Origin of the sequence: Flavobacterium sp. CF108 (genome assembly GCF_900129795.1) — a bacterium.
Lineage (GTDB): Bacteria > Bacteroidota > Bacteroidia > Flavobacteriales > Flavobacteriaceae > Flavobacterium.
The window spans coordinates 94,149-113,484 of record NZ_FQWW01000011.1 but is presented as its reverse complement, the minus strand read 5'-3'; the positions used below and the strand labels follow the sequence as shown (position 1 = coordinate 113,484).

The 19,336-nt window shown below is 34.9% G+C and carries 8 protein-coding genes; 7 read left to right on the top strand and 1 reads right to left on the bottom strand.

Annotated features, from left to right (window positions below):
- The first annotated feature begins 54 nt into the window (after positions 1–54).
- Both BUE10_RS22735 and BUE10_RS22730 read left to right on the top strand, forming a co-directional pair.
- The gene (locus tag BUE10_RS22735; protein ID WP_073489315.1) at positions 55–954 is read left to right on the top strand and encodes a carbohydrate kinase family protein; all 900 of its coding nucleotides are present in this window, start codon (positions 55–57) and stop codon (positions 952–954) included.
- 244 nt (positions 955–1,198) lie between these two features.
- Entirely contained in the window at positions 1,199–5,239 is a 4,041-nt protein-coding gene (locus BUE10_RS22730) for a two-component regulator propeller domain-containing protein (RefSeq protein ID WP_073489313.1), read from the top strand.
- A 63-nt stretch (positions 5,240–5,302) separates the two neighbouring features.
- On the opposite strand, the gene BUE10_RS22725 is transcribed toward BUE10_RS22730, so the two are convergent.
- Positions 5,303–6,187 carry an AraC family transcriptional regulator gene (locus BUE10_RS22725; RefSeq protein ID WP_073489311.1) on the bottom strand — a complete coding sequence of 295 codons (885 nt, stop codon included), beginning with the start codon at positions 6,185–6,187 and terminating at the stop codon, positions 5,303–5,305.
- Between the two features lie 362 nt (positions 6,188–6,549).
- On the opposite strand from BUE10_RS22725, the gene BUE10_RS22720 reads away from it, so the two are divergent.
- From BUE10_RS22720 to BUE10_RS22700, 5 genes are all read left to right on the top strand, one after another.
- The gene (locus BUE10_RS22720) at positions 6,550–7,926 is read left to right on the top strand and encodes a sugar porter family MFS transporter (RefSeq protein WP_073489309.1); all 1,377 of its coding nucleotides are present in this window, start codon (positions 6,550–6,552) and stop codon (positions 7,924–7,926) included.
- Between the two features lie 14 nt (positions 7,927–7,940).
- The gene (locus BUE10_RS22715) at positions 7,941–11,351 is read left to right on the top strand and encodes a tetratricopeptide repeat protein (RefSeq protein WP_083598265.1); all 3,411 of its coding nucleotides are present in this window, start codon (positions 7,941–7,943) and stop codon (positions 11,349–11,351) included.
- Positions 11,352–11,404: 53 nt separating this feature from the next.
- Positions 11,405–14,203, top strand: coding sequence for a sugar-binding domain-containing protein (locus tag BUE10_RS22710; RefSeq protein WP_234984795.1), 2,799 nt, complete (start codon positions 11,405–11,407; stop codon positions 14,201–14,203).
- 655 nt (positions 14,204–14,858) lie between these two features.
- Positions 14,859–16,256, top strand: coding sequence for a hypothetical protein (locus BUE10_RS22705; protein WP_073489307.1), 1,398 nt, complete (start codon positions 14,859–14,861; stop codon positions 16,254–16,256).
- Between the two features lie 45 nt (positions 16,257–16,301).
- Entirely contained in the window at positions 16,302–19,334 is a 3,033-nt protein-coding gene (locus tag BUE10_RS22700) for a SusC/RagA family TonB-linked outer membrane protein (protein ID WP_073489305.1), read from the top strand.
- Positions 19,335–19,336: the final 2 nt, after the last annotated feature.

Sequence of the window (19,336 nt, the reverse complement as noted above, 5' to 3'; positions counted from 1 at the left end):
GTTTTAATTAAAAGTATAACTTTATATTTCAGGATTAACAAAAACAAATTAGGAATGAGTAACGAAAAAAAACTTAAAGCTATTGCTTACGGTGAAGTGCTATGGGATGTTTTTACCAATGAAAAAAAGATAGGCGGCGCACCGTTGAATGTAGCTTTAAGAATGAAATCATTAGGATGCGATGTTGCCATGATTAGCTGCGTAGGAAATGACGAAGACGGAAAAGCCATTCTAGAAACCGTAAAAGATTTAGGACTCGAAACCGTTTCCATAATTGCTTCAAAAGATTTCCCAACCGGATTGGTAAACGTAACTTTAGATAAAACCGGATCTGCAACTTATGAAATAAAATATCCGTCGGCTTGGGATAAAATTATTTTAAATGATGAAGCCAGAAAATTAACCGTCGATGCCGATGTTTTAATTTATGGAAGTTTGGTCTGCAGAGATGAAGTTTCAAGAAAATCACTTGAAGAACTTTTAAAATCAAATGTCTACAAAGTATTCGATGTCAATTTAAGAAAGCCCCATTATACCTATGAAATTCTCGAACAATTAATGAAATCTGCCAATTTTGTTAAGTTCAATGATGAAGAAATTTTAGAAATAGCATCGGCTTTAAACTTTCCACATACCGATTTAAAAGAGAATATGAATTTCATTTCTTCTCTGGCAGACGTAAAAGGAATTTGCGTAACAAGAGGAAAACATGGTGCTTTACTATTATGGGAAGGCATTTTTTATGAAAATAATGGTTACCCAATCGTAGTTGCAGATACCGTTGGTGCCGGAGATTCTTTTTTAGCCACTTTAGTAACCTCTTTACTTACAGATAAAAAACCGCAGCAAGCTTTAGATTTTGCTTGTGCAATGGGCGCTCTGGTTGCAGGTTCGCCGGGTGCAAATCCGAAAATTTCTTTATCTGAAATTGAGAATTTAATGAATAGAAAATAAAAATAACCTCAAAGAACGTCATTGCGAGGAACGAAGCAACCGCACTAAAAATTGATTCAGCAAATAAGATTGCTTCGTTCCTCGCAATGACAAAAACATAGGTATAAGTTTATTAAAAAGAACGAACCGCTATAAAAATCCTATAAACAAAGGGCAAAATATAATTTTTATATTGTAATTTTTGTAAAATATTATCAAATTAGCTTATAATTGTACTTTTTACAAGTATTTTAAAAATTACACTTTGAAGCATTTTGTTCTATATCTTCTGCTGCTAGGCTTTTCATTTACAGGATATTCGCAAGATTATCCCGTTAAGTTTTTGGATATATCTGACGGATTATCAAATAATTCCGTAACTACAATATTTCAGGACAGCGAAGGGTTTATGTGGTTTGGAACTTACGATGGCTTAAACCGATACGACGGCTATAATTTTAAGGTTTTCAGAAACAGAATAAACGACGAAAAATCACTGCCTTTTAATACAATCTATAATATAGAAGGTGATTCTAAAAAAAATATCTGGGTTGGAGGTGCAAATGGTGTCTGCGTTTACAATAAAACCAATAACAGATTTAATCCTGTTCAGTTTACTTTATCGGATCAAAAACCAAAAGTTCTAAAAGATATCATTCATCAAATGAGGTCTGTGTCTGAGAATCTGGTATTAATTGCTTCTCAAAATTTAGGCTTAATTACTTTTGAAAATGGCTCTTTTGTCGGAAAACATATTCCGTTAAATGTATTGGGCAGTAAGAGTGTCAGCAATTATGATGCGATTGCACTTCAGGATGATAAAAGGAAGGCGCATTGTTGGGTTTACGTTAGAAATGTTGGAGTTTGCAGTTACAGTTATACTGCTAAAAGTTTAAAAGTAGTTTTTCCACTTTCCAAAGAAGTAAAGGCAATGAAATTAGCTTCTGATGGAAATCTCTGGTTAGGAACTGATGAAGGACTTTTTCTTTTCAATACAAAATCTGGTGCACTTTCAGGAAATTATTTTACAGTAAAATGCAGTGTTACCGATATTCTTTTGGATAAGAAAAAAGAAATCTGGATCACAACAGACGGCTGCGGGATTTTTAAAGTGGACAGAACAAATCAAAAAGCAATTGCCCAAAATAACATACAAGACAATCAGCTGGCCAAAAGCAATTCGGTTTGGAGTTTATACGAAGATAAGTCAGGAAACAAATGGTTTGGCTCGTTACGAGGTGGAATCAGTATGTTGAGCAACACACCTAAATATTTTAAAAGCATTAGATACAATGCAAAAGACCCTGCCGAAAACTTTATTTTGTCTTTTTGCGAAGACGAAAAAAGGAATATATGGGTGGGTACAGATGGTGCAGGTTTAAAATACTGGAACCGAAAAAATAATACGTACGTCAATTATAGCAACACCCTTTCAAGCACTTTTATAACCGGAATTACCCGCGATAATAATAACGATATCTGGATTTCGACCTGGGCTGGAGGAATAAACCGCATTAATAAAAAAGATAATAGCGTAACACGATTTTCTTGTTACAATCCGTACACGAAACAAATTGAAAAGAATATTTGGTTTGTTTATAAAGATTCAAAAGCTAATATCTGGGCAAGTGCCACTAACGAAGGTTCTTTGTATCTTTTTGATCGTACTAAAAATAATTTTGTTCTTTTTGACAGAACCATTAATAATCTGCAATGTCTTATAGAAACTAAAGACGGGAAACTTTGGGGTGCCAATTATGGTACATTATTTTCAATAGAAAAAAATATCAGAAAGATTGTAAAAATGGCTTTTAGCAATCCAATTCGATGTATTCATGAAGACAAAGACAAAAATCTTTGGCTCGGAACACAAGAAGGCGGATTGGTATTGTATGACCGTAAAACTAATAATTTCAAGAGATTTACATCTGATGACGGACTTCCATCCAATACCATTTTAAGATTATTGGAAGATAAAGAAGGAAACCTTTGGATGAGTACGTATAATGGCATTTGCCGATTTGATAAAAAAAGAAAAACCTTTCGCAATTTCTCTGTAAACGACGGACTTCAAAGCAATCAGTTTAGTTTTAATGCCGGACTTCAGTTATCGACGGGAGAATTTCTTTTTGGCGGAATAAACGGTTTCAATATCTTTTTTCCCGAAGCGATAAAAGGGTTCAATCAAAAGAATAATGTTTTGCTGACTGATTTTTATGTAAACAATCAGCCAATAGAAGAAAGCAAAGCAGCAATTACAACTGATTTTGAAAAAATAAAAGAAGTTGAACTGGCTTACGATCAAACCACTTTATCATTAGAATTTGTTGCACTGGATTATAATAATGCCGATAAAATAAATTATGCTTATTTTTTAGAGAACTGGGACGAACAATGGAATTATGTGGGTCAGGCCCGAAAAGCAAATTACTCAAGACTTCCCGAAGGAAAATATACATTTAAAGTAAAAACAACCAATTTTAAAGGAGGCTGGAACAAAGAAGTAAGCCTTGTTTCGATACAAGTCCTGCCGCCTTGGTACAGAGCCTGGTGGGCTTATTTATTGTATATCCTGAGTATTGCAGGTCTTCTTTTCGTTTATCTGGATTATCATAAAAACAAAGAAAAACTAAAATATAAAGTAAAAATTGCAGAGTTAGAAAGTAAGAAAGAAAAGGAAATTGCCGAAAAGCAATCCTCCATGTTTACTTATATTTCGCATGAATTTAGAACACCGCTTTCACTGATTATAAATCCGTTGAAAAAAGCAGTTCAGAAAGAAAATGTTCAAAATGGTTCTTCGGGAAGTGATTTGGCCATTGCGCACCGAAATGCCAGAAGGCTTTTAAGCCTTGTTGACCAGCTTTTACTCTTTAGAAAAGCCGAAAATGATGCCGATTCGCTGCGTTTATCGCCAATAAATGTTAATAACCTTTGTAATGAAGTATATCAATGTTTTGTAAATCAGGCAAAAGATAAAAACATCAACTATAATTTTACAATTCCGGATCACGAAATTGTGATTATCGGCGATTATGAAAAAATTGAGATTTCGTTATTCAACTTAATGTCAAACGCTTTTAAGTACACACCAATTGGCGGGAAAATAAATCTTATAGTAACAGAAAGTGATGATGAAGTTTTTCTTGAAATCTCTGATAGCGGTGATGGAATCGAGAAAAAAGATATTGAGGTAATTTTCGAAAAATTCAAACAAATCAATTCAAAAGTTTCAATAGGAACCGGTTTTGGAATCGGGCTGTTTATTGTCAAATATTTTGTAGATAAACACAAAGGCCAGGTAAGCTGCGAAAGTGAAATAGGGAAAGGAAGCACCTTTAAGCTAACTTTCCTGAAAGGAAACAGCCACTTTGAAAATGTTGAAATTACAAATGACGTTCCGCAAAGAAGCCAGTTGTTTGATGAATTAATAATTGATGATGCTGAAGAAAATAATGCAGCCTCAAATACTATAGTTTCAGAAAGTGATTTCCAAAAAATCATGCTTACTGAAAAACGCACCGTTTTAATTATTGATGATAATGCCGAAATCAGAGCGTATCTGATAAAATTATTCTCGGAAAACTATGTCGTTTACAGTGCCGAAAATGGGGAAGAAGGCTTAAAACTAACCAAAAAACACATGCCGGATCTTGTAATAAGCGATATTACAATGGAAGAAATGAATGGTTTGGAATTATGCCGAAAAATAAAAGAAAGCAACGATTTGTCTCATATTCCGGTAATTCTGCTCACGGCATCAAAAAATCCTGAAACACATTTGCAGGGAATAAATGATGGTGCCGATGATTATATTACAAAACCATTTGACGATGATATACTCAAAGCACGTGTAGAATCTTTACTGCGAAATAGAAGCAACCTGCGAACGTATTTTTTAGACAGCATTACACTAAAAGAGAATACCCAGAAAGTTCCGGTAGAATATCAGGTAATGCTGAAAAAATGTATTGATATTGTAGAAGCCAATATTCATAAAAGAGACTTTACCATTAAAAACTTTGCGCTCGAAATGGGAATGAGCCACAGAACGCTTTACACAAAAATCAAAATCATTTCGGGGCAGACTTTAAATGCTTTTATACGTTCGGTTCGTATTCGAAGAGCAGCCATGTTAATGCTCACCGAAGATATGAATATTACGCAGGCAAGTGCCGAAGTTGGGTTTGAAGATCCTAAATATTTCAGACAGCAGTTTGTAAAACTCTTTGGAATGACACCATCAGAGTATATTAAAAAGTATAAAAGCTCCTTTAATTCGGATTTGAATATTATAAAACAATAGTTTTTGAATTCAACAAAGGTCTAATAGTTTTTTTAAACCTGTTAGGTCTGATCAATTAAAAATTTACATTTGACTTTTGTATCTCAGGCGATATTCTCTCGGCGATATTTCCATAACCAATCTGAATGTTTTTGAAAAATGAAACGGATCATAATAGCCTAAATGATAAGCAATCTCTTTTATTTTCATAGTACTGAATTGCAAAAGCGAACACGATTTCTGAATTTTCAACTGGTTGTAATAATCCATAGGGGTGCAGGATGTTCTTTCAAGAAATAAAGCTCCAAAATAAGAACTCGAATACCCTGTATGCTGTGCGATTTCATGTAGTGTTATCTTATTGGTCAGGTTGTTTTTCATATAAATGATGCTCATGGGTATTACATCTAAAACCTCTGCATCGGCTGTTCTTATTTTTAAAAATTGATCTGTATATTTTATACTTGCCAGAAAATGCTGTAAACAAATGCTGGAATATTCCAGATTATCAGGATAAAAGCCCATTTCGAGATTTTGATAAATTTCTTCAAACAGGTTCAGCCTATCGGATAATCGTGCGTCGTTCATGTTTATAATTTTTCCCGAGATAGTATTATGTAAAGAAGTATTTATTCCTTTAAAATGCAGCCAGTAAATGCTCCAGGGTTTTGATATTTCGGCTTCATAACTATGTGCTTTATGGGCAGGAATAATAAAAGCTTGATCTTTAGTAAGAGAAAATTGTTCATCTTCAAAAGTGATAAAACCTTTTCCGTTTTCGCAATAAATAAGAATGTTTTCAAGAGCGCCTTTTGATCGTTTTCTGAAATGATATTTTGCATTGGGATAATAACCAATATGGGTAATAAATACATTTTTTGTCAGTTCATTTTCCGCCTGAAAATTACGTACACTATAAGGAACAACAATGGCTCTTTCGCCTTTAAATCCATCTGCTATCTGATCCATATTTTTAAAATGAGAATCATTTATTATGTATTAAAAAACAAATCTAACAAATAATATGCTAAAATCTAAATTTTATCAAACCGTGAAAATTTACATATTATGATAAAATAGTGATCGAAATTACATAATAAAGGCTCATGCTATAATATTAGCAAGATATTTTTTATGTTACGTAACTTTTTTATTTGTAGTTTTTAACATTAAAAATAGATTTAATATAAAAAAAATGATTTTTTATTTTGGGTATGATGAGTTTTTGTTTTAAATCGGTGTTTTATACATGTTTTACATAAATATTACATTTTCGTAACCTTACTAAGCAGCGATATTTGTAACCATAATTAATTTAAAATATAAAATATATGAGCAAGTTCAATTCTTCGTATCTGCTTTTCATTGCATTGGTTTCGGCAATGGGCGGTTTACTATTTGGATATGACTGGGTAGTAATTGGAGGTGCGAAACCTTTTTATGAAGCCTTTTTTAATATTACAAATTCGCCTTCCATGCAGGGATGGGTAATGGGAAGCGCCATTTTAGGATGTTTGTTAGGTGTAATGATTTCCGGCAGTTTGTCTGATAAATACGGAAGAAAACCTTTAATGATTGCAGCATCCATCTTTTTTACACTTGCGGCAGTGGGTACCGGATTGGCTGATACTATTGAATGGTTTATTATCTGGAGAGTAACCGGCGGTATTGGTATTGGAATTGCTTCAAATTTATCTCCTATGTATATAGCAGAAATTGCACCAAGTGAATCACGAGGAAAATTCGTTTCTATCAATCAATTAACGGTTGTAATTGGAGTGCTTGCCGCTCAAATTGCAAACTGGCTCATTGCAGATCCCATTGTAGAAGGACAGGATATTTTAAATTCATGGAACGGACAATGGGGATGGCGCTATATGTTTTGGGCAGGAGCAATTCCTTCAGTCGCTTTTTTTGCTTTGATATTGATTATCCCCGAAAGTCCAAGATGGCTGGCAAGTCAATACCGATATGCCAAAGCAGAAGTGATCTTTTCTAAAATTGGAGGAAGCATTTTTGCAGCTGAACAAATAGAAGATCTAAAATCAAGAGTTAGTGAAGTAAAAGAAAAAGTAAATTATAAAATGCTTTTTGAAGGCAAAATGCCTAAAATTCTATTATTAGGAATTGTAATTGCTGCTTTTCAGCAATGGTGTGGTATTAACGTAATTTTTAATTACGCTCAGGAAATATTCTCTGCCGCAGGTTATGGTGTTTCAGATATTTTATTCAACATTGTTATAACGGGGTTAACCAATGTAATTTTCACATTAGTCGGAATGTATTTTGTAGACAAATTAGGAAGAAGGACCCTGATGCTTTTCGGGTCAATCGGATTGACATTTATCTATGCTTTATTAGGGGCATGTTATTATTTTGGAGTAACCGGAATTGCCGTTCTAGCACTTGTAATTGCAGCAATTTCTTGTTATGCCATGACATTGGCACCTATAACCTGGGTGGTTCTTTCAGAAATTTTCCCAACAAAAATACGTGCAATGGCAATGGCAGCTGCAACTTTCTCTCTTTGGGCAGCCTGTTTTGTATTAACCTATACTTTTCCATTATTGAATAGCAGTTTGGGATCATACGGAACATTCTGGCTTTACGGAATCGTATGTTTATTAGGCTTTGTTTTCCTTCGTATTTCGTTGCCGGAAACCAAAGGAAAATCTTTAGAAGAAATAGAAAATGAATTGACAAAGTAATTAGAATCAACAAAATGGAAAATATAATTTCAGATGTAAATCAATCTAACGTGATTATAGAAAATTTACAGACAGAACAAGCAATAAATGAAAATGTCCAGGACGAAAAAATCACGGCCTATCTAATACAATCAACGGTTAATGAAGATGGCGTTGTTCGTGTTTGGGAAGAAGATATACTATTGCCAACGTATCAAATTGGCGAAGAAGAAAAAAATCCGATATTTCTTGAAAAACGTGTTTATCAGGGAAGTTCAGGATCAGTGTACCCTTATCCTGTCGTCGAGAAATTATCAGATGAAAAATTAGACAAACTCTATAACGCTGTATTTTTAGAAAATAAATACATCAAAATAATGATTTTGCCTGAATTGGGCGGTCGTGTGCATATGGCATATGATAAAGTAAAACAACGCCATTTTGTGTATTACAATCAGGTAATTAAACCGGCTCTTGTTGGGCTTACAGGACCCTGGATTTCGGGCGGAATTGAATTTAACTGGCCGCAGCACCATCGCCCGAGTACTTTTTTACCGACAGATTATAACATTGAAGAAAATGCTGATGGAAGTAAAACCATTTGGTGTAATGAAGTCGAAAGAATGTTCAGAACCAAAGGAATGCAAGGTTTTACGCTGCATCCTGATAAAGCATATATTGAAATTAAGGTTAAAATTTATAATCGTACCGCTTTTCCACAAACCTTTCTTTGGTGGGCAAATCCGGCCGTTGTGGTAAACGATGGTTATAAATCAGTTTTTCCTCCGGATGTAAATGCGGTTTTTGATCACGGAAAAAGAGATGTTTCTAAATTTCCAATCGCAACAGGCGAATATTACAAACAAGATTATTCGGCTGGAGTTGATATTTCAAAATATAAAAATATTCCGGTTCCAACTTCATATATGGCGGTGCAGTCCAAATATAATTTTGTTGGAGGTTATGAAGATAACGTTCAGGCAGGATTGCTGCACGTTGCAAACCATCATGTTTCGCCGGGTAAAAAGCAATGGACTTGGGGTAACGGCGATTTTGGACTTGCCTGGGACAGAAATTTAACAGACAAAGACGGTCCGTATATCGAATTAATGACGGGGGTTTTTACAGACAATCAGCCTGATTTTTCCTGGCTGCAGGCGTATGAAGAAAAATCATGGGTACAATATTTCATGCCGTATGCCGAAGTAGGATATGTAAAAAATGCCACAAAAGATGCCATCATCAATATTGAAGTTGAAGGTAACGAAGCTGATTTGGTTTTATACACTACAAGTCTTTACAAAAACTTGAAAATAGAATTAAAAGACAATGAAAATAACATTTTGTTTCAGGATGAAATTACCATTTCTCCTGTAAATCCGTATAAAAAAAGAGTTGCTATTGGAGAAGTTTTATCTCAGAATTTAATTTTCACGGTATATACTTCTGATGGAAAAATTCTGGTAGACTATCAGGAAGAAAAAGCCGAAATAAAACCAGTTCCGGATCCTGCAAAAGCAGCTTTAGACCCGAAAGATATTGCTTCAATGGAGCAATTGTACTTAACAGGATTGCATTTAGAGCAATACAGACACGCAACTTACAATCCGTTAGACTATTATCTTGAGGCTTTAAGCCGGGATTCAAAAGATGTGAGATGTAATAACGCGGTTGGTTTATTGCTATTAAGAAGAGGACAATTTGAAAAAGCCGAAGCCTATTTCAGAACAGCTGTTGAAGTGTTGACACAACGAAATCCAAACCCAATTGATGGCGAGCCGCTTTATAATTTAGGATATTGCTTAAAACTTCAGGGTAAAAATGAGGAAGCTTATAATTCGCTTTTTAAATCAACCTGGAATGCTGCCTGGCAAGATGCTGCTTTTTATACATTGGCACAAATTGACAGCATAAAAGGAGAATGGACCGAAGCTTTAGAAAGGGTTGAATCATCATTAATAAGAAATTGGCACAATCATAAAGCACGTCAATTAAAAGCTTCTATTTTGAGAAAATTAAACAGAAGTCAGGAAGCTTTAACGTGGATTGAAGACTCGATCAAAATTGACCGCTTTAATATGGGATGCCGTTTTGAAAAATATCTGATTACAAAAGATCAGGCAGTTTTAAATGAAATGAATACTATTATGCATCAATGGCCGCACGGATATATAGAATATGCACTTGATTTTGCTGGAGCGGGATTGTATGAAGAAGCGAGTCAGTTATTGCAGGAATCTATTCAGGATGCTGATGAAGTTTATCCGATGGTATATTACGCGTTAGGTTATTTTGCTTCTAAAAACGGAAATACAACTGAGGCGAAAGAATGGTATAAAAAAGCTGGTGCACAATCGTCAGAAAAGTGTTTCCCTAATAGAATTGAGGAAGTAAATATTCTGCAAGATGCTATTAAATTAAATGCTGAAGATGCAAAAGCGCCGTATTATTTAGGGAATTTCTGGTACGCTTTCCGTCAATATGAGGATGCTGTAAAAAGCTGGGAATTGTCATATAGTATCGACAGTCAATTTCCGACTTTACTGAGAAACCTTGCATTGGCCTATTTCAATAAAACAAATGATAAAGCCAAAGCTCAGGAAATGTTAGAAAAAGCTTTTGCTCTGGATACAACAGATTCAAGGGTTTTTATGGAATTGGATCAGCTTTATAAAAAGATAGGAACATCGCCGGAAGACAGATTGTCGCTTTTAAATCAATATCCAAATTTGGTTGAAGAACGTGATGATTTGTGTATTGAACGCATTACACTTTACAATCAAATTGGGAAATATGCTGTTGCAAAAGATCTGATTTCGAAAAGAAAATTTCATCCTTGGGAAGGGGGAGAAGGAAAAGTAACCGGGCAGTATACCTTATGCCGAGTAGAATTGGCCAAAATTGCTATAGCAGAAAACCGTTTTGAAGAAGCGATACAACTGCTAAAAGAAACAGAATTTTATCCGCACAATTTAGGCGAGGGGAAACTGAAAAATGCCGAAGAAAATGAAGTGTTTTATTATAAAGGTTTAGCGTATAAAGGACTTGGAAATATAGAAAATGCCAATAGAAATTTTGTTGAAGCAACATTAGGATCTCCGGAACCTGTTCAGGCGTTTTTCTATAACGACCAACAACCGGATAAGATTTTTTACCAAGGATTGGCTTGGCGTGAATTAGGAGACGAAGACAAAGCCTGCAGCCGTTTTAACAAACTGCTGGCACACGGAGAAAAGTATCTGTTCGAAAAATCCAGAATCGATTATTTTGCAGTTTCACTGCCGGATCTCGCTATTTGGGATGATGATTTAAATGTGAGAAACCAAGTGCATTGTTATTATGTAATGGCTTTAGGATACAGTGGATTAGGAAACGAAGCAGAATCTGAAAAATACTATCAAAAAGTGAAACAATTGGATATAAACAAACAAACGTTTCGCAAATAACTCATTATTTGATAAGATCGCAAATAAAAATATCAATCATAAAATTTAATAAAATGCAAATCAAACACATCATAATTTCTGTTTTGCTTTTACTTTTTCTGTCATCCTGGGATGCTGAAGATAAGTCAATATTGAATATTTCAGGCGACTGGACAGTTCAATTAGACAGCACTGATATAGGACTGAAAAATGGCTGGCAAAATAAGAGTTTTGCACAATTAATGAAATTACCCGGAACAACAGATGATGCAGGACTAGGAATAGCTAATAAGTTAAAACCAAGTTTAGAGAAGCTTCAAATGAGTCATTTGACCCGAAAAAACAGTTATCTGGGCGCAGCTTGGTATACTCGTGAAATCACAATACCAAAAGATTGGAAGGGAAAAGACCTTATTTTAAAATTAGAGCGCGTCATCTGGAAAACCAACGTCTGGATTGATGGTAATGAAGTTGAAACAGAACAAAACAGCCTGATTGCACCACATTATTTTAATCTTTCAAAATATCTTACGACCGGAAAAACGCATCGCATCACGATTCGTGTTGATAACCGTAAACTGTTTGATATTAGTGTAGATAATATGGCGCATGCATATACCAATGAAACACAAATTATTTGGAATGGCATTATTGGTACTATGGAAATTGAAGCATTTGATGTTGTTCGTATTACTAATTTACATATAAAACCGGATATTGAAGAAGGAAAAGCAAAATTGACTTTTACGCTGAATAACAATTCAAAAAATACAGATAAAGGAGTTTTAACGATTACTGCTATTAATAAAAAAAGCAAAATTGCAGTAGAATCGCTTAAAAAGGAAATTCAGCTAAAAGAAGGACAATCTGTAGTAGAGCTTGATTATAATATGGGCAAAGACGTAAAACTTTGGAGTGAATTTTCGCCGGAGTTATATGAATTAAAAGCCGAATTAAAAACAAAGAAAAGCGAATCGCAGATTGCTGTAGATTTCGGGATGCGTAGTTTTTCTAAAAAAGGATCGGTTTTGACGATTAATCATCAGCCCGTATTTTTAAGAGGAACTTTAGAGTGTGATATTTTTCCGCTTACCGGACATCCGCCAATGGATAAAGAAGGCTGGAAAAAAGTATTTGGGACAGCTAAAAACTGGGGATTAAATCATTTGCGTTTTCATTCCTGGTGCCCTCCGCAAGCTGCTTTTGAAGTGGCTGACGAAATGGGGTTTTATCTACAAGTTGAACTTCCGGTTTGGAGCCTTAAAATTGGAGAAGATCAAAAAACAACTGACTTTTTATACGCCGAAGCACAACGTATGATTGATGAATACGGAAATCATCCTTCATTTTGCATGTGGTCAATGGGCAATGAACTGCAAGGCGATATGACGGTTCTGACAAAATTAATGAACAGTTTAAAAGCAAAAGACAGCAGGCATTTATATACAACAACTTCTTTTACTTTCGAAAAAGAACATGGTGTTTGGCCGGAACCTGAGGATGATTTCTTTATCACACAATGGACAAAGAAAGGCTGGGTTCGCGGGCAGGGCGTTTTTAACAGTGAACCGCCGGCTTTCAATAAAGATTATGCCGCTTCTGTAGAAGGAATGACGGTACCTTTAATAACACACGAAATTGGGCAGTATGCTGTTTATCCTAAAATAGACGAAATTTCGAAATATACAGGTGTTTTAGAACCTGTCAATTTTAAATCGGTTAAAGAAGATTTAGAGCGTAAAGGATTAATTGCTAAAGCTGCAGATTATACAAAAGCTTCGGGTAAACTGGCTGTAATCCTTTATAAGGAAGAAATAGAACGAGCATTAAAAACAGCCGGAATCAGCGGTTTTCAATTATTGGATTTACATGATTTTCCTGGTCAGGGAACTGCATTGGTAGGACTTTTAGATGCTTTTTGGGATAGTAAAGGGCTGATTTCGGCAGAAGAATTCCGTCAGTTTTCTGCACCCGTTGTACCGCTTTTACGATTTTCAAAAGCTGCTTATACAAACGATGAACTTTTTACAGCTTCTTTAGATGTCAGTAATTATTCAGAAACTAATTTAAAAGATCAGGAAATAGAATGGACTATCAGTGATAATGCTGCTGTAATAGCTTCTGGCAGTACAAAAGCAGCTATTGCAATTGGGTACAATCATAAAATTTTAGATTTAAATGAAAGCCTTCAAAAAATATCCAAGGCATCCAAATTAACAATTAAAGTAAATCTGAAAGGAACAAACTATAAAAATCAATGGAATATTTGGGTTTATCCTCAAAAGCAAGCCATTGATCACGGAAAAGTGGTTTACACCAGAAATCTTGACGAAGCTTATAAACAACTGAAAGCCGGAAAAATAGTATTATTAAATCCGGATTGGAAAAAACTAAAAGGTATCGAAGGAAAATTTGTTCCTGTATTTTGGAGTCCGGTTCATTTTCCGAAACAGGCCGGCACAATGGGCGTTCTTTGTAATCCTGCGCATAATGCATTGGCTGACTTTCCAACAGACATGAATACAGACTGGCAATGGTGGGATTTGAATGTAAACTCGACAACAATTATTACAGATAACATTATTGGTGGAAAACCAATCGTAGAAATGGTAGATAATTTTGCCAATAACCGCAAATTGGCTTCGCTGTATGAAGGAAGCATAAATTCCGGAAAATTGGTAATCGCTTCGTTTGATCTGGCAGCAGATTTAGACAAACGTCCTGTTGCAAAACAAATGTTGATTTCAATATTGAACTACATGAACAGCACATCATTTAATCCGGAAGTTATAGAAAATCCGGAAGTTTTAAAAACAATCCTGGCAGACCAAAAGGAAAAAGAAAAAGAAGCAGCTACTAGTATTTATAAATAAAAGAGCAAACCTGTTTACATATACTGCGTGTCAAAAGTGAATTTGAATTCATTAAAGTCACTTACTAAAACGTTAGAGTTGGAAATGAAGGTTTTAGATAGTAATTGTATATTGTGTAAAAAAATACTGTTATTTTTTAATACTTAATAAATTTTACTGCAAAATAATGGTTAATTACAAATTTGACCTCTTTTTTTTTCCATTTTACCCCTGCTTGAGAGTTTGAATTAAACATTTCTTTGCAGTAATAGTAATGGGGTTAGTCACATTGCTATGTTAAAATCATAAGTGTTTGTTTCGATAAGTTTTTATCAGTTTAAAGAATTGAGCCTTCTTTAAATATTAGTAAGAGTTGGTTTTATAATATAACTTATCATACCCGCAGCCCTTAAAAAACTGCGGGTAAAATAACAAACAACGAGATACGCTAAAAAAAGAAAGAATTAAAGAAGAAACAACAAAGATCATAAGAAAAAAATATATACTAACAATTAACCAAACTCACTAATATGAAAATAACCAGTTAACCATTTGCAGTCTGTTTTTGCCTAACAAACAGACCAGCCAAACTTAAAAAATGACCTACAAGTTTAAACCAACTTACGTTTTTATAAAAAAAACAAACTAACTAAACCTAACCTTAAAAATTAAGAAAATGAAAAAAAATGTATTTTTATTTTTTCTTACCCTTTTTGCCATCTTTTTTACCGGATGCCAAAATAACGAATCAGGATTTCCAAGTTCTGATGATCCTACGGTAGTTGTATCAACAAAAGAAATTTATGGTGCACCAAGCAGAAAATTTGAAATTAAAGCCGCTCTGGCTGATGACTTAGGATTAAAAAGTGTAGAGATTCAAATTCCAGAATTATCGCTTGATAAAGTAATCTCATTTGCAGCAGACCCTCTTTTAAAATCATACGATTTGAGTTACTTTTTTGAAGTTCCGGCAAACAGAGGAACTTCTGAAGCATTCAAAATAAAATTAATTATTACAGACGTTTCCGGGAATGTTGTAAACGAAGAAGCGAATCTGCGTTTAGACGGCGAATTTGCAGCTCCATCTATAACAATGGTTACGCCAAAAGAAGGTGCCGTAATTTTGTTATCAACAAGTAACCTAATGCCAGTAAATTTTGTAGTAAACGACGATTCAGGAATTGATTATGTTCAGGTGAAATGTGAAGCACTTGGTATTGATGAAACTGTTACGTTAACAGGTTCGCCTCAATCCTATACTTTCAATAAAACTTATACGCTGCCGGTAACTGCTGCAGATTATGTATTGACCATTACAGCAAAAGACAAATTTGCGATTCCAAATACTGGAACTTTAAGCGTAAATATTGTAGCGACAAACGAATATCCGGCGCTCTATTTATGCGACCAGCCAAAAGGAACAAACTTAACTACAGATGCAGTTGGAGTTCCGATGTATTTCCACGAAAAAAGCGGACAGGATTTTGAATTCAAATATTACGCAGATAAAGACAATAAAGAAATTTATTTCTTAGGTCAGGAATCAGATTTTGCCCCACATTGTTTTGGTTTAAATACGTCTGGAGAATTAGTAGATGATGTTGCTTCAACAGCCATTATTCTTCCAACAAAAGGATATTATAGTATAAAAGTAAATCCAAATACTTTAAAATATACAGCCACAAAATACACACCTTCGAGCAAAGTCTGGGCAGATATCGCCAACGGATTATGGCATGATGACGAAGCTTTAAGAAAACCTTTTGTGAGTGTTTGCGGCGGCGGAATTCAGGGTGCAGATTGGGATACATGGACAGCATGGGTTCAAACAGGACTTCATTTGGCAAATAATCCAAACAACCCTTATCAATTAGTGGGAGAATATACCTTAACCGGAACAATGGAAGCAACCTTTACAGGTCAATGGTGGAGCCCTTCATGGAGATTAATTAAAAATGGTATTTGTACCATGTCACCGGGAGAAAACGGAAATGCTAAATACCCAGCGGCGGCCGGAGTTTACAAAGTAGTTCTTGATACAGAGTTAGAGAGAGTTTTTATAACAAAGAAATAATTTGTTATCAGGCTTTTATAACATTAATAAATAAAACATCTAAATATGAAATTTAAATATATATGGTTTTTTATTGCCCTTTTGTGTACTGCTGTATCATTTGGACAAATAAAAATAAAAGGAACTGTAAAGGATAAAGCAAATGTACCAATTCCGGGAGTAAACGTAATTGTAAAAGGAACTTCAACATCTGCAGCAACAGATTTCGACGGGAATTATGTAATCAATATTCCAAACAAAAATGCTCAAATTGAGTTTTCATTTGTAGGTTTTACAACTCAGTTAGTAGCTGTTGGAGATAAAACTGAGATCAATATTGTACTTCAGGAATCAAGTCAGGCCTTAGACGAAATTGTGGTCGTAGGTTATGCCGCTGTAAAAAAGAGCACTGTAACAAGTTCTATTTCTTCTATAAAAGGAAAAGAATTACAAACCATGACTGTAGGTAACGTAACTGAATCATTACAAGGAAAAGTTTCCGGAGTTCAGGTTACTGGACAAGGAGGCCCGGGCGCACAGCCAAGAGTCTTGATCCGTGGAATTTCTACAGTAAACCTAAGTACAGACCCGCTTTATGTGGTAGACGGAATCCCGATGGGAACCAGTATCAATTTCTTAAGCAATAATGAAATTGAATCTATGGAAGTTTTAAAAGATGCTTCTGCAAGTGCTATTTACGGTTCTCGTGCATCAAACGGAGTTATCCTGATTACGACCAAAAAAGGTAAAGCAGGTAAAACGAGATTCAATTTTGATTTGAGTTCAGGTATGCAGATCATGAAAAATCCATATGATATGGCTGATGCCGAAGGTTATGCAACGATAATGAATAAAGCTTACAACAATTCAGGCTATTCAGATTATCTGCCAAACCCTTCTCAATACAAAGGAAAAACAACAGACTGGTGGAGAGCCGGAATTAAAACCGGAACTCCTGTTACGAATGCTTCTTTTGGAGTAAGCGGCGGTTCAGACAAACATACTTATGCTATAAGCTTGAACTATTATAACTCAGAGTCTATGTACGGAATAGGCGGATGGGAAAGAGTGACCATGAGAATTGCAAATGATTTTAAATTCTCTGATAAATTCTCAGCAGGAATCACTTTAAATCCTCGTTACGAAACTTGGGGATCTCCAAATAACTGGGCAGATTTTGATAAAATTGATCCAATTACACCAATTTACAAACCTGCAGATCAGTTAACAGGATTAGAAAATGAATACAGTATTTATGCACGTTCTCCATCGTATGTATGGAATCCCGTTGCAGCCGTAAACCGTTACGATGATTACACAGATCAGTACAATTTAAATACAAACGGATATTTACAATACGAACCAATTAAAGGTTTAGTAATTCGTACGCAGGCTTCTGTTGAAGTTGGAGATAAAATTTGGAGCAAATTTACTCCGGATTTCGTAATCGACGCCGCACACGAAAAAGCCGAAATTAATACGATCGAAAGAAGAGCTACAAACAATGTAGACTGGACATGGCAGAATACTGCAACATACACCAGAACATTTGCAGATAAACACAATGTTTCTTTAATGATTGGTAATACAATGGAAGAATACAACGGAAACGATGTTTGGGGTTACGGAGAAGGCGTGCCAAATAATTCAGATTTGATGAGAGAGTTAAATGCTGCTACTAAAAACCGTAACAGCGGTGGAAACAGCTGGTCAAGTTCTATAATGTCTTATCTCTCTCGTTTTTCGTATAACTACGATGGTAAATATTATTTCACAGGAACTTTTAGACGAGATGGTTCTTCAAAATTCATGGCCAATAACAAATGGGCAAATTTCCCATCAGCTTCTGTTTCATGGAGAATTTTAAACGAAGGATTTATGGAACCTGCAAAAGATGTTTTAAGCGATTTAAGATTTAGAGCAGGCTGGGGTAAAGTAGGAAATCAAAATTTACCAAGTGCTGTTTATCAGTCCAATATTGGTCAGGGATTTTATATAATCGACGGGCAGGTTGTTGATACTTCTTTCCCTTCATCAATGGCCAATAAAGATATTAAATGGGAAACGGTAGAAGATGTAAGTTTTGGAATTGATTTCGGATTATGGAAAAACAAACTTTCAGGATCATTAGAATATTACCAAAAGAAAACAAATGATATGTTGTTCCTAAAACAATTTCCAACATACAGCGGATTCCCGGGATATTCTACAATGTGGACAAATGTTGGTTCAATGCAGTCAAGTGGTATTGATTTATTAGTTTCTTATAAAGATAAAAAAGGCGATTTCTCATACGGTGTAGACTTAACTTTTACAACTGTAAATGTCGAAATGCTGTCTTTATCATCTGAAGGAGAAAAACTATACGGATCAAGCAACAGAACTTTAACCGTAAAAGGGGAAGAGCCGGGATATTTTTACGGATATGTTGCTGATGGTTTATTCCAAAATCAAACAGAGTTAAATTCGCATACAGATGAACACGGAACAAAATTACAACCGTATGCACAATTAGGAGATGTTCGCTTTAAAGATGTAAACGGCGACGGGAAACTGGACGAAAAAGACAGAACAAAAATTGGTTCTCCTTGGGCAGATTACAATGTAGGTTTGAATTTGAATTTTGGATACAAAAATTTCGATTTAGTAGCTAACTTTTATTCAAGTATTGGAAATGATATCGTAAACCAAAACATTTCAGATTTATACAACGGGGCAAGTTTAACAAACAAAGTAAACGGATTAGATCAAATGGCTTGGCATGGTGAAGGAACTTCAAACTACATTCCGCGTTTATCAAAAGACGACAACAATGAGAACTATACAAAATTCTCCTCTCTGTATGTTGAAGATGGTTCTTTTGTACGTATGAAAAACCTGCAGTTAGGTTATTCTTTCTACAACAAATTTGGTTTAGATAAACTTAGGATTTCATTATCTGGACAAAATTTATGGACATGGACAAACTACTCAGGAGTTGATCCTGAGGTAGCTGGTGGAGATCCTGATAAAGGGGACAGAGTTAAAGGATCAGGTTTTGGCGGATGGAATTATCCTGTACAGCCAACAATTTTGATGGGTCTTAATGTTGCATTTTAATA

Excerpts from the sequence above, each read along its gene's own strand:
- BUE10_RS22725 (WP_073489311.1), bottom strand. The coding sequence starts at position 6,187 with ATGGATCAGATAGCAGATGGATTTAAAGGCGAAAGAGCCATTGTTGTT.
- BUE10_RS22715 (WP_083598265.1), top strand. The coding sequence starts at position 7,941 with ATGGAAAATATAATTTCAGATGTAAATCAATCTAACGTGATTATAGAA.
- BUE10_RS22700 (WP_073489305.1), top strand. The coding sequence starts at position 16,302 with ATGAAATTTAAATATATATGGTTTTTTATTGCCCTTTTGTGTACTGCT.
- BUE10_RS22710 (WP_234984795.1), top strand. The coding sequence starts at position 11,405 with ATGCAAATCAAACACATCATAATTTCTGTTTTGCTTTTACTTTTTCTG.
- BUE10_RS22720 (WP_073489309.1), top strand. The coding sequence starts at position 6,550 with ATGAGCAAGTTCAATTCTTCGTATCTGCTTTTCATTGCATTGGTTTCG.
- BUE10_RS22735 (WP_073489315.1), top strand. The coding sequence starts at position 55 with ATGAGTAACGAAAAAAAACTTAAAGCTATTGCTTACGGTGAAGTGCTA.
- BUE10_RS22705 (WP_073489307.1), top strand. The coding sequence starts at position 14,859 with ATGAAAAAAAATGTATTTTTATTTTTTCTTACCCTTTTTGCCATCTTT.